General features: G+C 68.6%; 15 protein-coding genes and 1 pseudogene. 7 read left to right on the forward strand and 9 right to left on the reverse strand.

Annotated features, from left to right (window positions below; translation table 11 throughout):
- Both DS837_RS32890 and DS837_RS30105 read left to right on the forward strand, forming a co-directional pair.
- Positions 1-106, forward strand: a pseudogene (locus DS837_RS32890) (IS5-like element ISRso1 family transposase); the annotation flags it as partial.
- Complete coding sequence (locus tag DS837_RS30105; protein ID WP_149168109.1) at positions 93-440, forward strand: hypothetical protein; 348 nt, start codon at positions 93-95, stop codon at positions 438-440. The pseudogene DS837_RS32890 and the gene DS837_RS30105, both read left to right, overlap by 14 nt.
- 56 nt (positions 441-496) lie before the next feature.
- Here the strand turns inward: DS837_RS30105 and DS837_RS30110 are convergent, their stop codons facing one another.
- Positions 497-1,261, reverse strand: a complete 765-nt coding sequence (locus tag DS837_RS30110) for a class I SAM-dependent methyltransferase (protein WP_149168110.1) — start codon at positions 1,259-1,261, stop codon at positions 497-499.
- Positions 1,262-1,375: 114 nt separating this feature from the next.
- On the opposite strand from DS837_RS30110, the gene DS837_RS30115 reads away from it, so the two are divergent.
- Both DS837_RS30115 and DS837_RS30120 read left to right on the forward strand, forming a co-directional pair.
- Positions 1,376-2,173, forward strand: a complete 798-nt coding sequence (locus DS837_RS30115; RefSeq protein ID WP_149168111.1) for a helix-turn-helix transcriptional regulator — start codon at positions 1,376-1,378, stop codon at positions 2,171-2,173.
- 29 nt (positions 2,174-2,202) lie between these two features.
- A complete protein-coding gene (locus tag DS837_RS30120) occupies positions 2,203-3,159 on the forward strand; it encodes a DMT family transporter (RefSeq protein ID WP_149168112.1) in 957 nt (318 codons plus the stop codon).
- On the opposite strand, the gene hutU is transcribed toward DS837_RS30120, so the two are convergent.
- Genes hutU through hutI form a run of 4 tightly spaced genes read right to left on the reverse strand, consistent with a single transcriptional unit; the run spans position 3,137 to position 6,783 of the window.
- Positions 3,137-4,825 carry a urocanate hydratase gene (hutU, locus tag DS837_RS30125; protein WP_149168113.1) on the reverse strand — a complete coding sequence of 563 codons (1,689 nt, stop codon included), beginning with the start codon at positions 4,823-4,825 and terminating at the stop codon, positions 3,137-3,139. The genes DS837_RS30120 and hutU overlap by 23 nt on opposite strands.
- A gap of 43 nt (positions 4,826-4,868) precedes the next feature.
- Complete coding sequence (locus DS837_RS30130) at positions 4,869-5,297, reverse strand: type II toxin-antitoxin system VapC family toxin (RefSeq protein WP_149168114.1); 429 nt, start codon at positions 5,295-5,297, stop codon at positions 4,869-4,871.
- Positions 5,294-5,530 (reverse strand): FitA-like ribbon-helix-helix domain-containing protein, encoded by a 237-nt coding sequence (locus DS837_RS30135; protein WP_149168115.1) that lies wholly within the window; start codon positions 5,528-5,530, stop codon positions 5,294-5,296. The genes DS837_RS30130 and DS837_RS30135 overlap by 4 nt, the downstream gene beginning before the upstream one ends.
- A gap of 38 nt (positions 5,531-5,568) precedes the next feature.
- Positions 5,569-6,783, reverse strand: a complete 1,215-nt coding sequence (hutI, locus tag DS837_RS30140; RefSeq protein ID WP_149168132.1) for an imidazolonepropionase — start codon at positions 6,781-6,783, stop codon at positions 5,569-5,571.
- Here hutI and DS837_RS30145 point away from each other — a divergent pair.
- Both DS837_RS30145 and DS837_RS30150 read left to right on the forward strand, forming a co-directional pair.
- A complete protein-coding gene (locus tag DS837_RS30145) occupies positions 6,751-7,707 on the forward strand; it encodes a ChbG/HpnK family deacetylase (protein ID WP_247890208.1) in 957 nt (318 codons plus the stop codon). The two genes, hutI and DS837_RS30145, sit on opposite strands and share 33 nt — an antisense overlap.
- A 210-nt stretch (positions 7,708-7,917) precedes the next feature.
- On the forward strand, positions 7,918-8,673 hold the full coding sequence (locus DS837_RS30150) for a class I SAM-dependent methyltransferase (RefSeq protein WP_247890209.1): 756 nt from the start codon (positions 7,918-7,920) through the stop codon (positions 8,671-8,673).
- On the opposite strand, the gene DS837_RS30155 is transcribed toward DS837_RS30150, so the two are convergent.
- The 4 genes from DS837_RS30155 to DS837_RS30170 form a co-directional block, all read right to left on the reverse strand.
- On the reverse strand, positions 8,637-9,050 hold the full coding sequence (locus DS837_RS30155; RefSeq protein ID WP_149168117.1) for a GtrA family protein: 414 nt from the start codon (positions 9,048-9,050) through the stop codon (positions 8,637-8,639). The two genes, DS837_RS30150 and DS837_RS30155, sit on opposite strands and share 37 nt — an antisense overlap.
- Positions 9,047-10,684, reverse strand: coding sequence for an AMP-binding protein (locus DS837_RS30160; RefSeq protein WP_149168118.1), 1,638 nt, complete (start codon positions 10,682-10,684; stop codon positions 9,047-9,049). Before DS837_RS30160 ends, DS837_RS30155 begins: the two co-directional genes overlap by 4 nt.
- Positions 10,681-11,214 carry a MarR family winged helix-turn-helix transcriptional regulator gene (locus DS837_RS30165; RefSeq protein ID WP_149168119.1) on the reverse strand — a complete coding sequence of 178 codons (534 nt, stop codon included), beginning with the start codon at positions 11,212-11,214 and terminating at the stop codon, positions 10,681-10,683. Before DS837_RS30165 ends, DS837_RS30160 begins: the two co-directional genes overlap by 4 nt.
- A 175-nt stretch (positions 11,215-11,389) precedes the next feature.
- On the reverse strand, positions 11,390-11,938 hold the full coding sequence (locus tag DS837_RS30170; RefSeq protein ID WP_149168120.1) for a hypothetical protein: 549 nt from the start codon (positions 11,936-11,938) through the stop codon (positions 11,390-11,392).
- A gap of 565 nt (positions 11,939-12,503) precedes the next feature.
- On the opposite strand from DS837_RS30170, the gene DS837_RS30180 reads away from it, so the two are divergent.
- Positions 12,504-13,289 carry a response regulator gene (locus tag DS837_RS30180; RefSeq protein WP_149168122.1) on the forward strand — a complete coding sequence of 262 codons (786 nt, stop codon included), beginning with the start codon at positions 12,504-12,506 and terminating at the stop codon, positions 13,287-13,289.
- Positions 13,290-13,292: the final 3 nt, after the last annotated feature.

Consider the following 13,292-nt stretch of genomic DNA (forward strand, 5'->3'; position numbering starts at 1 on the left):
CCGCTGGAGACGTCTGGTTCGAGATTATGAAGCCCGGATCGACGTCTCCGGCGGTATGATGCAACTCGCTATGGCAAGCCTGCTACTTCGACGTGTCTGCCATTGAACCGGTTGTCAAACGGGCTCTCACAATATGGCAACAGTTCTCAGTTTCCAATTCACTTGCCAGCAAATGTGTGAAGCCCGACAAAGCGAAACTCACAAAATTTTTAGAGAACTACCAGATCGTCTCCACTCATGCGGCCCTTCGCCTCAAACAAATGAATCCGGAATGGGGCCGCGATCGCGTTGATAAGACGATGGCAGAGTACTACGCCGCGATTGACAAAGCCGTATCGGAATTTCTTGCTCAAGAAACATGCGGTGGACAGAAAACCAAAGAAGCGTTGCAACGTTTCGACATGCAGGCTGAAATGGATTTTTCCAGAAACAAGCAGTGATCTTGCAGAGGGAATCACTCCCTATCGCCATTATCCCTCTGCCATTGCGTCAATAGTCAGCAAGCCTCCGCTTCGATGGTCAGGCTGTCCAGGAGAAAGCTGCCGTCCTCCAGGATGTCGAAGTGGCGGCGCACCTCGTCGGAGGCGAGGTCCTGGAGGGCGCGGATGGCCTGGGCGCGCAACTCCGGGGTGGAGGTGCGGGCGGTCCAGACGGCGAACTCCATGCGCAGGCGGCGCGGCGTCAGGCCGGTCACCGCGAAGCCGGCGCGCGACAGCGCGGCCATCCATTCCGCGGCACTGTAGTTGCGGACGTGCGAGGTGTCGCGCAGCAGCTCCACCGCCTGGAGATGGGTGTCCAGCAGCGGGTGCCCCGGCGACACGATGTCGACGAAGACCGCCCGCCCGCCGGGGGCCAGCACCCGCCGCGCCTCGCGCAGCCCGGCCTCGGCGTTCAGCCAGTGATGGGCGCTGAAGCGGCTCAGCACCACGTCGAAATGGCCGTCCGGGAAGGGCAGACGCTCGGCGGGGGCCTGGGTGGTGGTGATGTTGGTCAGGCCGCGCTCCGCCGCGTTGTGGGCCACCGCCTCCAGCATCGGGGCGGTGACGTCCACCGCCACCACCTCGCCGGCGTGGGGGGCGGCGCGGTAGGCGACATGGCCGCCGCCGCAGCCGAGATCCAGCACGCGGCCGGCGTTCCTGCCGCGCAGCGCGTCCTCGATCTGGTCCAGGTCGGCGCCCGAGGCGTGGACGGCGCTGGTCACATAGGCGTCGGCGCGCTGGCCGTACTGTGCGGCGACGACGCCGTGGTGGCTGTTGGTCATGGCGGCGATTCCCGTTGGTGTTTGTTGGGGCGTGTCCGTTGTGATGAGCCCAGCATCGGCCGTCCGGCAAACGGGTACAAGGCAAGCGCTTATCCTGGTATAAGCGCTGCCACCATGAGTTCCGACGACGACGCGCGGCACCGGCTGGGCGCCTTCCTGCGCGCCCACCGGGAGCGGCTGACCCCGGCGGAGGCCGGCATTCCGCAGACCGGCTCCGCCCGCCGCCGCACGCCCGGCCTGCGGCGGGAGGAGGCCGCCCAGCTCTGCGGCCTCAGCCCGACCTGGTACACCTGGCTGGAGCAGGGGCGCGAGGTCTCCGTCTCCCCGCAGGCTCTGGGACGCATCGCCGGGGCGCTACGGCTGACCGCGGCGGAACGCGCCTATCTGTTCGAGCTGTCGCGCAAGCGCGATCCCGACGCCGACGCGGCGGACGGATCGGACCAACCGCCGGCTCCGCTGCTCGCGGCGCTGGAGTCGATGGCGGCGCCGGCCTATCTGCTCGACAGGGTTTGGAACGCCCGCGGCTGGAACGCCCCCGCGGCGCGTCTCTTCTCCGGCTGGCTGGGCGGGGCGGAGCACAACCTGCTGCGCTACGTCTTCCTCGATCCCACCGCGCGGGGTTTCATCGCCGACTGGGAGGACCGCGCCCGCCGGCTGTTGGCCGAGTTCCGCGCCGACACCGCCCGCCGCGCCGGGGATGCGGAGGTGACCGCCCTGGTCGACGGCCTGCGCGCGGCCTCGCCCCGCTTCGCCCGGCTGTGGGAGGACCAGGGCGTTCTGGAACGCGAGGGCGGCACCCGCGGCTTCACCCATCCCCAGGACGGGACGCTGGTCTACGAACAAGTGACGTTGTGCCCCGCCGGACGATCCGACTACAAGCTGGTGATGCTGCTGGGGCCGCAGGCTCCGTAAGACGCCCACCGACTTTCCCCGGACGCCCCATGGACCGCCAGCCGCGCAACGCCCCCCAGAGCAACGCCGTTTTCACAGCCTACAGCCTGTATCTGCTCTCCTCGGCCTTCTTCGCCTCCAACGTGGTGATCGGGCGGGCCGCGGCCGCCATCGTGCCGCCGGTCGGGCTGGCCTTCTGGCGCTGGGCGCTGGCCTTCCTGATGATCCTGCCGCTGGCCCTGCCCGGCCTGATCCAGCACCGCCACGTTCTGCGCGCCTCGTGGAAGCGATTCCTTCTGCTGGGCGCGCTGGCCCAGGGCGTGTGCGGCGCCGTCGTCTACATGGGGCTGGAGCGCACCAGCGCGACCAACGCCGCGCTGATCTACGCCACCAGCCCGGTCATCATCCTGATGATCGCCGCCCTGTGGCTGCGCGAAAAAGTGACGCCGCGGCAGGCCGTGGGGATCGCCGTCGCGATGGCCGGCGTGCTGGTGATCCTGACCCGCGGCGACGCGCAGGCGCTGCTGCATCTGTCCTTCAACGCCGGCGACCTGCTGATCCTGGTCGGGTCGGCGGCCTGGGCGGTCTACACGGTGCTGCTGCGCCAGACCCGCAGTTCGCTGCCGGTGGTGACCATGTTCGCGGCCAACGCGCTGGCCGGTGTCGTCGTGCTCGCCCCCTTCTACGCGTGGGAGACGCTGGCCCTGCGCCCCGTGCCGCTGAGCCTGGACGCCGCCCTCCGCATCGCCGGGGTGGCGCTGTTCGCCTCGGTCCTGGCCTTCCTGACCTACCAGAAGACGATCAACCTGATGGGTCCGGCGCGGGCCGGCACCTCGCTCTACGTCATGCCGCTGTGGGCGGCGGTGGCGGCCTGGGCGCTGCTGGGGGAGCAACTCCAGCTGTTCCACCTGCTGGGCGTCCTGCTGGTCCTGCCGGGGGTGGCGCTGGCGACCCTGCCGCCGCGCGCCGCCCCCGCCAAGTCGGTCAACCGATCATCGGAAGCGTGAGCCCCTGCTCCTTCGCGCAGTCCTTGGCGATGTCGTAGCCGGCGTCGGCGTGGCGCATCACGCCGGTCCCCGGATCGTTGGTCAGCACCCGCTCCAGCCGCTTGGCGGCGGCGTCCGTCCCGTCGGCGACGATGACCATGCCGGAATGCTGGCTGAAGCCCATGCCGACTCCGCCGCCATGGTGCAGCGACACCCAAGTCGCCCCCGAGGCGCAGTTCAGCAGCGCGTTCAGCAGCGGCCAGTCGGACACCGCGTCCGACCCGTCGATCATCCCCTCCGTCTCGCGGTTCGGGCTGGCGACGGAACCGCTGTCCAGATGGTCGCGCCCGATGACGATGGGAGCCTTCAGCTCACCCTTCGCCACCATCTCGTTGAAGGCGAGGCCGAGCCGCGCCCGGTCGCCCAGCCCCACCCAGCAGATGCGCGCCGGCAGGCCCTGGAAGCGGATGCGCTCGCGCGCCATGTCCAGCCAGTTGTGCAGGTGCGGGTTGTCGGGGATCAGTTCCTTCACCTTGGCGTCGGTGCGGTAGATGTCCTCCGGATCGCCGGACAGGGCGGCCCAGCGGAAGGGACCGATGCCGCGGCAGAACAGCGGCCGGATGTAGGCCGGGACGAAGCCGGGGAAGGCGAAGGCGTCGGCCACCCCCTCGTCTTTGGCGACCTGCCGGATGTTGTTGCCGTAGTCCAGCGTCGGCACGCCCATGGCGTGGAAGTCCAGCATGGCGCGGACATGGGCCGCCATCGACGCCTTGGCCGCCGCGACCACCGCCGCCGGGTCGGTTCGGCGCTTTGTCTCGGCCTCCTCCATCGTCCAGCCGGCGGGCAGATAGCCGTTCAGCGGGTCGTGGGCGCTGGTCTGGTCGGTCACCGCGTCGGGGCGGAAGCGCGGGTCGGCCTTGGCGCGGCGCACCAGTTCCGGGAACACCTCCGCGGCGTTGCCGAGCAGACCGACCGACACCGCCGTACCGGCGGCCTGGGCCTCCCAGAGGATCGCCATGGCCTCGTCGAGGCTGGTGGCCGAGCGGTCGAGATACTTGGTCTCCAGCCGCCGCTCAATGCTGCGGGCGGAGCATTCCACGGCCAGCATGGACGCCCCGGCCATGGTCGCGGCCAGCGGCTGCGCGCCGCCCATGCCGCCCAGCCCGCCGGTCAGAATCCAGCGGCCCTTCAGATCGCCGCCGTAATGCCGCCGCCCGACCTCCACAAAGGTCTCGTAGGTGCCCTGCACGATGCCCTGGCTGCCGATGTAGATCCAGGACCCGGCGGTCATCTGGCCGTACATCATCAGACCCTTGGCATCCAACTCCCGGAAATGGTCCCAGGTCGCCCAGTGCGGCACGAGATTGGAGTTCGCGATCAGCACGCGCGGCGCATCGGCGTGGGTGCGGAAGACGCCGACCGGCTTGCCCGACTGGACCAGCAGCGTCTCGTCCTCGTTCAGGGTCTTCAACGACGCCACGATAGCGTCGAAGCAGTCCCAGTTCCGCGCCGCCCGCCCGATGCCGCCATAGACCACCAGCTCGTCCGGGTTCTCTGCGACGTCGGGGTCGAGGTTGTTCATCAGCATGCGCAGCGGCGCCTCGGTCAGCCAGGACTTGGCGGACAGTTCAGTGCCGTGCGGCGCCCGGATGACGCGGCGGTTGGCCGGCGGCTTGGTGTCGGACATGTGACTCGTCCCTCTCGAATTTTGCTTGATGCGTTTGTTGTTTTCAGACGGGAACAGTGCCGCCACCCAGGAGGACGGTCAACGCCTCCCAAGGGGTGGAGCGGGTGCGGGCGTGCAGACGCTTGTCCAGCGTGACGAGCGGTGCGCTTCGCGCTTCGGCGAGCGCCAGATAGGCGCAGTCATACACGGGATGATCCAGGTGACGGGCGATGCGAAGCGCCTGTGACCATACGACGGTCGGCGGAACCAGTTCGGTCAGCGCGCGGGGAATGCTCTCTACGATGCCTTCGGCCTGCTCCGCCTGGATGCCGCCGCGTCGCGCGATCTTCCAGACGGCGTTGGCAACTTCGATCAAGATGAAGTCCGGAGCGATCAAGGGCCGTGATGACAGGAGAAGGGCTTCCGCCGTTTCCGCCAGCGGGTCCTCGACGCCCCACAGAACCGCGACGCTGGCATCGACCACCAAGGTCATCGCTCGCGTCCCTCACGGATCACGTTCGCAATGTCGATGGGCGCACCGGGTGGCGTCAACGCGCGGATGCGCCGGAACTCCTCGACCAGCGCCCTGCGGTCAGGAGGGGGCACCGCCGTCGCCTCCTCGACGATCCGACCGATCTCCTCTTCGACGGACCGGCCGGCGATGCTGGCCCGCATCTTCAAGCGGTCGAGCACGTCTTCCTCGATCCTGAGCGTGATCTCCCCCATCGCTGGGTCACCTCCGTCCGCGTTGCCCCGATGATAGCCTACGCCTGGAGCGATTTCACCAGCCGCCCGCCCCGCACCACCGCGGCGCAGGGGTTGGCGCCCAGCCAGTAGCACAGCTCCGCCGGATCGCCGACGTCCCACACCGCCAGATCGGCGGCCTTGCCGGGCTCCAGCGTGCCGTGGGTGGCGGCCATGCCCAACGCCCGGGCGGCGTTGCGGGTGACTCCGGCTAGCGCCTCCTGCGGGGTCAGGCGGAACAGGGTGCAGGCCATGTTCAGCATCAGCAGGAGCGACACGGCGGGCGAGGTGCCGGGGTTGCAGTCGGTGGACACCGCCATCGGCACGCCGTGGCTCCGGAACAGCGCGATGGGCGGCAGCTTGGTCTCGCGCAGCATATAGAAGGCGCCGGGCAGCAGCACCGCCACCGTCCCCGCCGCGGCCATCGCCCGCGCGCCGCCCTCGCCGGTGTGCTCCACATGGTCGGCGGACAGTGCTTGGTAACGTGCGGCCAGCGCGGCCCCGCCGCCGTCCGAGAGCTGGTCGGCGTGCAGCTTCACCGGCAGGCCGAGCCGCCGCGCGGTGTCGAACACGCGGGCCGTCTGCTCCGGCGAGAAGGCGATCCGTTCGCAGAAGGCGTCCACCGCGTCCAACAGCCCCTCCGCGGCCAGGGCGGGCAGAAACTCGTCGCAGACCAGCGCGATGTAGTCGTCCGCCCGCCCGGCGAACTCCGGCGGCAGCGCGTGGGCGGCCAGCCCGGTCGTCCGCACCGTGACGGGGAAGCGCTCGCCCAGTGCCCGCGCCGCGCGCAGCATCCGCCGCTCCGTGGCGAGGTCGAGGCCGTAGCCGGACTTCACCTCCACCACCGTCACGCCCTCGGCCAGCAACGGTTGCAGGCGCACGGCGGCGCTGGCGATCAGCCCGTCCTCGTCGGCGGCGCGGGTGGCGGCGACGGTCGAGGCGATGCCGCCCCCGGCGCGCGCGATCTCCTCGTAGGTCGCGCCCTCCAGCCGCATTTCGAACTCGCGGGCGCGGTTGCCGCCGAAGACCAGATGGGTGTGGCAGTCGATCAGCCCCGGCGTGACCCAGCGCCCGCCCAGGTCATGCTCCTCGGCAGCGCGACCGGTAGGGCGGTCCTTGGCGGCGCCGATCCATGCGATCCGCCCGTCCTTCACGGCGATCACCGCGTCCCGCAGGACGCCTTCCGGAGCCATGGTGGCCGCATGACCGTTGAACCACAGGCTGTCCCACTCCATCATCCCCTCCCCGGCTTCGCGCCGCTGTCCGTCCCACCTTACATCGCCATGCCCGACACCGACACCACCCCAGCCCCGCGTTCCGCGCATCCGGTCCTGCTCTGCGCCGATGACTACGGCCTTGCGCCAGGCGTCAACGAGGCCATCCGCGATCTCATCGCCGCCGGGCGCCTGACGGCGACCTCGGCCATGACGCTCTGCCCCTATTGGGCGGGGGGCGCCGCGCCGTTGAAGGAACTGGCCGACAAGGCGGACGTCGGGCTGCATTTCACCCTGACCGACCAGCCGCCGCTGGGCTCCTTGCCCAGGCTGGCCCCGGACGGCAAGCTGCCGCCGCTGGGGCGGCTGATGAAACTGGCCTACAGCGGTGGCCTCGATCCCAAGGAAATCCGGGAGGAGCTGGCCCGCCAGCTTGATGCCTTCTCCGCGGCCTGGGGCGGCCCGCCCGCCTACATCGACGGCCACCAGCACGTCCACCAGCTTCCCACCGTGCGGAATGCGGTCGCTGATGCCCTGGCCGCCCTGCCGGGCGCCTATGTCCGCCTGTGCGGGGAGCCGGTGAGGGCCGTCCTGCGCCGCGGCGTGGCGGTGCCGAAGACCTTGCTGATCGGCGGGCTCGGCGGTGGACTGGCGCGGCGGACGCGGTCGCGCGGCATCCCCGCCAACGACCGCTTCGCCGGTGTGTACGACTTCTCCGGACGCCAACCCTTCCCGGAGCTGATGGCGCGGTTCCTGGACCGCCCCGCCGGGCGGCTGCTGGTGATGGTCCATCCCGGCATTCCGGACGAGGCCCTGCGCCGCGCCGACCCGCTGGTGGACCAGCGCAAGGTGGAGCACGACTATCTCAAGAGCCCGGCCTTTGCCGCCCTGCTCGCTGAGAAAAACATCCGGCTCACCCGCTTCGCCGGGTTCCCGGCGCCCTGACACACCCTCCCGCTTCTTCGCCCTCCCCTGGCGGCATAGTCCCCGCCGGTCATTCTTGACCGTTCCGATTGTTCGCACTTACCATGATTACGACACGGTCGGATCGAGGGGGCTCTTCCCTGTGAAGAGACGAACAACACTCTCCCCTCGGCAAGAAACGGCCCACAAAAAGGGATGCGGGACATGCTGAACAATGGGCGGAACAACGGGATGACGTCCGGGCCACCGGGCGGCCGGGGTTCCAGCGGCTGGGTCGATTTCTGGAACCGGCCCAACGCCATCTACGCGAATCAACGCAATCTGGAAGCGCATTTCGCCTGCCTGCAGAACGACCTCGACGCCCATCTTCCAGAGGGGGGGACCGTCCTGGATTTCGGCTGCGGCGACGCGCTGGCGGCGGAGGCGATGGCCAAGCGCTGCCGAAACGTCTGGCTGTACGACGCCGCCCCCGCGGTGCGGCAACGCCTGCGTGAGCGGCTGTCCGGCCATCCGGGAATCCGTGTTCTCGACGACGATGACCTCGCCGCTCTGCCGACGGGCAGCGTGGATCTGGTGCTGGCCGTCTCCGTGCTGCAATACATCCCGCGCGAGGAGTTGGAGGACGTCCTTCACCGGTGGCGCCATCTGATCGGAGCACGGGGGCGCATCCTGATCGCCGACGTGGTGGAGCCCGACACGCCGATGCTGCGCGACATCGCCAGCCAGCTCGGCATGGCGCGCCGGCACGGCTTCCTGATGGCGGCGCTGATGGGGCTGGGGCGCATGGCCCTGTCCGACTACCGCCGCATCCGGCGCGAGGCCGGCTTCTCCACCTATACGCCGGTGGAGTTGCAGGCCCGGCTGTCCGCCGCCGGGTTGCGGGGCGATCGTCTGGCGAAGAACATCGGCCCGACCCCGCACCGCCATTCCTTCATTGCCCGCCCCAATGTTCAGCCGGCAGGCGATCCGGCCTTGAAGGTCCAATAGCGGTTCGCACCGAAGCTCCACAGCATCACCAGCGCCGTTGCGGTGAGCTGGGCCGGCAGGTAATGCAGGCCCAGCCGCTGCGCCAAGGCCCACATGATGGCGCTGTTCACGCACAGCCCAACCGCCGCGACGGCCACGAACTTCGTGGCGGTGGGCAGATGATCCTGCTCGCTGCGGAAGACGTGGCCGTAGTTCAGCAGGTAGCTGATGACGCCGCCGACGAGGTATCCCGCCGCCGAGGCCAGGACCGGCGGAGCCGCCGCCAGTTCCGACAGGGCGATCAGCACGCCGTAATGGCCGACCGCCGCGGCGCAGCCGACCACCGCGAAGAGCAGGAACTGCACCAGCGGTGTGTGGGCCGCACGGTCCGTGGTCAATCCTCGTTCTCGACCCATTCCCTCTGCCGCAGCTTGTAGCGCTGGATCTTGCCCGTCTCCGTCCGCGGCAACTGCTCCAGGAACTCCACCGCGCGGGGGTACTTGTAGGGGGCGATCCGGTCCTTGACGTAGCATTGCAGCCGTTCCGCCAGATCGTCGCTGGGCCGCACGCCGTCGCGGGTGACGATGAAGGCCTTGGGGATGGAGCCGCGCAGCGGATCGGGCGCCGCGATCACCGCGCATTCCTCCACCGCCTCGTGGCCAAGCAGGACGTCCTCCACCTCCAGGCCGGAAATCTTGTAGCCGGCGGAGACGATCAGGTCGTCGGTCCGCGCGTGATACCAGAAATAGCCGTCCTCATCCATGCGGAAGGCGTCACCGGTCAGGTTCCAGCCGCCCTGCACGTAATTCTCCTGGCGCGGGTCGTCCAGATAGATGCAGCCGGTCGGGCCGCGCACGGCCAGCCGTCCGATCTGGCCGGGGGGCAGCGGGGTCAAGCTGTCGTCGACCACGCGGGCCTCGTATCCCGGAACCACCGTGCCGGTAGCGCCGGGCCGGACGGCACCGGGGGGCGAATGCAGGACGGCGTTCAGCATCTCCGTGGTGCCGAAGCTGTCGAGGATCTCCATCCCCGTCACCGCCTGCCAGCCCTCCAACGTGGTGGCGGGCAGCGGCTCCCCCGCCGAGACGCAGGCGCGCAGCGTGCGCAGCCCCTCGGCCAGGGCCGGTTCCTCCTCGATGCGCGCGGTCATGGCGCGGTAGACGGTCGGCACGGTGAACATCACCGTCGCCTTGTGCCGGGCGGTCATCTCCAGCAGCCGTTCCGGCGTGGCCCGGTCCAGCAGCACGACCGACGCCCCCACCCGCAGCGGGAAGAGCAGCATCCCACCCTGGCCGTAAGCGAAGGCGAGCGACGGCGTGCCGCAGAACACGTCGTCGCCGCCGGTCTTCAGCAGCGATTGCGGCGACAGGTCGGCCACCGCCAGAAGGTCGCGGTGAAAATGCGCGGTCGCCTTGGGCTTGCCCGTGGTGCCGGAGGTGAAGGCGATCAGCGCCACGTCGTCGGCGGCGGTGTCCACCGCGGCGAAGCCGGCTTCGGTCTCCTCCAGCCGCCCCTCCAGGTCGCCGCCGTTGAAGGTCACGACGGGCATCCCTCCGCCCATCGATTGCGCCGCCGCGGTGAGATCCCTGGCGAAGCGCGCGTCGCACAGCGCCAGCGAGACGGCGGCGCGCTCGATGATGCTTTCCAATTCCGTCGCGCGCAGCAGCGGCATGGTCGGCACCACCACCGCGCCGGCCTTCAGCACCGCCAGCCAGCAGGCGGCGAGCATCGGCGTGTTGGTCCCGCGCACCAGAACCCGGTTGCCCGGAACGATGCCGAACCGTTCGGTCAGCAGGCGCGCGATGCGGTCCACCGTGTCGCGGAAGCGGCCATAGCTCCACACGTCGCCGTTTCCGATGACACAGGGCCGTTCGTCCCAGCCGCGCTCCCGCCAGACGTCCAGCAGGGCCGCGGCGGCGTTGAGACGCTCGGGATAGGTGAGTTCGGGCCGGTCGTAGGAAAAATCGGGCATCTGCTCCGGCGGCGGCAGCCGGTCGCGGGTGAAACTGTCGATATGACCGGACCGGATCATCCCCTCACGCCTCCGCCGCGCACCGTGTTCTTGAGCTTTCCCAACAGCCCCATCAACTGGACCACGTCGCTGTGGGGCATTCCCCCCGTCAGCTCGGCCAGCCAGCGGCGTTGCGCCGCCGCGATGGCCTGCGCCAGGGCGCTGCCTTCGGGAGTGATCCGGACGAACTGCATGCGCCGGTCATTCGACGCCGCGGCGCGCGTGACCAGCCCGTCCGTGGTCAACCGTTCTACAATGCCGGTGACGTTGCCGTTGGTGACCATCATGCGCTTCGACAGTTCTCCCATCGTCAGCCCCTCCGGCTGGCGGTCGAGCAGACACAGCAGGTCGAAACGCGGCTGGGTGGTGCTGAAGTCGTCGCGCAGACGGCTGCGCAGCCGGGCGCCGATCAGAACGGCGCACGCCGAAAGACGCAACCAGAGGCGCATCTCCGGGGAGGCGGCAAGGTCAGCCGCTGCCTCCACATCGACCGACACGTCCCCCTGCGCCCCGGCCGATGCTTCGGCCGCTGCGGTGGCGGGTCCCTTCACGGTCTGTCTCCACTCCCGGTGGGAGGCATCCGCCGCAGCGCCGCCTCCTCTTCGTTCGAAGGCTTACTGTAGTTGGACGCTCGGCTTTTGAGCCATGCAAGGAAAGAATGCTTGGTGCACAAGCAATAATCATCTGCGCAGGGATCGGGCGCTTTCATCCCGAGCGCGACGCAGCCTACTCGGCGCTCAGATACAGGTCGATTTCGGCCTGCTCCATGACGTGGGCGGTGCCGTGGATGATGCCATTGGCGACCTGGATGATCCGGTGGATCATCGCGACGGAGGTCTGGCAGTCCATCCGCAGCTTGTCGCTCGCCCCATCCTGGATGTCGACGGACACGCGCTCCAGCGTGTGGCGGACCACCTGATGCGCCTGGGCGATGGTGTCCTCGAACGGCCGTTTGAACTTGGCAGGGACGTGGCCGTACGCCTCGATGGCCAAGTCCTTGTCCGAGAAGCCGCTGTCGCGGAAATGCTCCTGGTAGCTCTTGGGCTGCCAGATCAGGCATTCCTCCAGCATGTCCGGCATGTCCGGAATCATCTCGATCAGCATCACGATTTCGTTGAAGTGATTGAGATAGTCGGTCGCCAACAGAGTCTTGTCGGAAATGTTGGTGCCGACCACGCGCTGCCGCCAAGCGTGGAAATCCGCCAGTTCGTCCGGCGGCATGCCATCGGTCACCGACGGATCTGAATCTGGCGGATCGAAGTCTGGTTCGGTCATACGCGACTCTGGCATACGCGGTTCGACAGGCATGGGTCTGGCGAGGCGGTGCCGGGCGGCTTCAAAGCCGTTCCGCCACCGGTGCGCGACGCCGGGGACAGTCAGTAATATCGCACTCATCCCCGCGCAAGCCCACGCGTCTGCTTTTTTTCGCTGCCCCGCAAAAAAAACGCCGCCGGCGCGTCCCCGTTGGGACAGGCGCTGCGGCGGCAGTGACTGGCGGTTCAGGGAGGAATCACACCATTGGCTTTCCCAACAACCGTCCCTTGCCGATTGTTCCACTCCCCTCGCACAGGCGGCGAACCCAACGGCCGTGCGGTGACCCAAGAGACCTTGCGCCCAAGCAAAAGAAGTATAGCTCCGCCCGATCGGTTAGGCGGCTTAATCCAATCAAGCTATCCCGAATAACCCTTTCGTCGTCACTCCCGATACGGCGCGAACTGCGCCATATGAAATTAACTTTGTAAGCGATCGGACGGGAACATTCGGCAAAGTCCGGAAAACGCGGCAGGCAAGCCGGTGCACCTCGGCGGTCCGCACTGGCTGGAGGTACGGGGAAAACGTCATGGATCACAACACCCGCCACCTGATGGAACATCTGCCTTACTTGCGACGCTATGCGCGGGCCTTGACCGGCACGTCGAAGCAGGGGGATGCCCTGGTGACGCGCACGCTGGAATGGTACCTGGACGGGCCGGCGGCGGCGGACCCTTCGCGCGGCTCGCTCTACCGGCACCTGAACCAGTTGCAGGACAGTTCCGGCGCTCGGGCCGGCGCTCCCGGCGCCCATCCGGTCGAAGCCGCGCTGCACAGTCTGGACGAGATGGACCGCCGGCTCTACCTGCTGGTCAACCTGGAGGACCTGCCGGTCGCCGACGCCGCCACCGTGCTGGGGATCGCCCCGGAAGACGCCGTGGAGCGGCTGAACTTCGCGCGCGAGCGGGTGCGGTCGAAGCTGACGGCAACGATTCTGATCGTCGAGGACGATGCCATCATCGCCTTCGATCTGGCGGAGACGGTGCGCGGCATGGGCCACACCGTCTGCGGCAATGCAGCCACCATGGACGAGGCGCTGACGCTGGCCTCCCGCCATTCGCCGACGCTGGCGCTGATGGACATCCGACTGGCCGACGGCGACAACGGGATCGAGGTGGCGCGGGAGCTTCGCCGCCAACGTTTCCTGCCGGTGATTTTCGTCACCGCCTTCCCCAATGAGCTGGCCAAGCAGGGCGTGGAGCATCTGGGCCCGGTGATCCCCAAGCCCTTCACGCGCGAGCAGATCGAACAGGCGATCACCCGCGCCGTCTTCACCCCCCATCCCGAGGAAGCCTCGCTCGCCATGAAGCATTGAGGT

This window comes from Azospirillum brasilense, assembly GCF_008365405.1.
In the GTDB taxonomy this organism is placed as follows: Bacteria; Pseudomonadota; Alphaproteobacteria; order Azospirillales; family Azospirillaceae; genus Azospirillum; species Azospirillum brasilense_D.

Bases quoted from the DNA above. Each gene is read 5' to 3' on its own strand.
- DS837_RS30110 (WP_149168110.1), bottom strand. From the start codon at position 1,261: ATGACCAACAGCCACCACGGCGTCGTCGCCGCACAGTACGGCCAGCGC.
- DS837_RS30115 (WP_149168111.1), top strand. From the start codon at position 1,376: ATGAGTTCCGACGACGACGCGCGGCACCGGCTGGGCGCCTTCCTGCGC.
- DS837_RS30120 (WP_149168112.1), top strand. From the start codon at position 2,203: ATGGACCGCCAGCCGCGCAACGCCCCCCAGAGCAACGCCGTTTTCACA.
- hutU (WP_149168113.1), bottom strand. From the start codon at position 4,825: ATGTCCGACACCAAGCCGCCGGCCAACCGCCGCGTCATCCGGGCGCCG.
- DS837_RS30130 (WP_149168114.1), bottom strand. From the start codon at position 5,297: ATGACCTTGGTGGTCGATGCCAGCGTCGCGGTTCTGTGGGGCGTCGAG.
- DS837_RS30135 (WP_149168115.1), bottom strand. From the start codon at position 5,530: ATGGGGGAGATCACGCTCAGGATCGAGGAAGACGTGCTCGACCGCTTG.
- DS837_RS30145 (WP_247890208.1), top strand. From the start codon at position 6,751: ATGACCGTTGAACCACAGGCTGTCCCACTCCATCATCCCCTCCCCGGC.
- hutI (WP_149168132.1), bottom strand. From the start codon at position 6,783: ATGGAGTGGGACAGCCTGTGGTTCAACGGTCATGCGGCCACCATGGCT.
- DS837_RS30150 (WP_247890209.1), top strand. From the start codon at position 7,918: ATGACGTCCGGGCCACCGGGCGGCCGGGGTTCCAGCGGCTGGGTCGAT.
- DS837_RS30160 (WP_149168118.1), bottom strand. From the start codon at position 10,684: ATGATCCGGTCCGGTCATATCGACAGTTTCACCCGCGACCGGCTGCCG.
- DS837_RS30170 (WP_149168120.1), bottom strand. From the start codon at position 11,938: ATGACCGAACCAGACTTCGATCCGCCAGATTCAGATCCGTCGGTGACC.
- DS837_RS30180 (WP_149168122.1), top strand. From the start codon at position 12,504: ATGGATCACAACACCCGCCACCTGATGGAACATCTGCCTTACTTGCGA.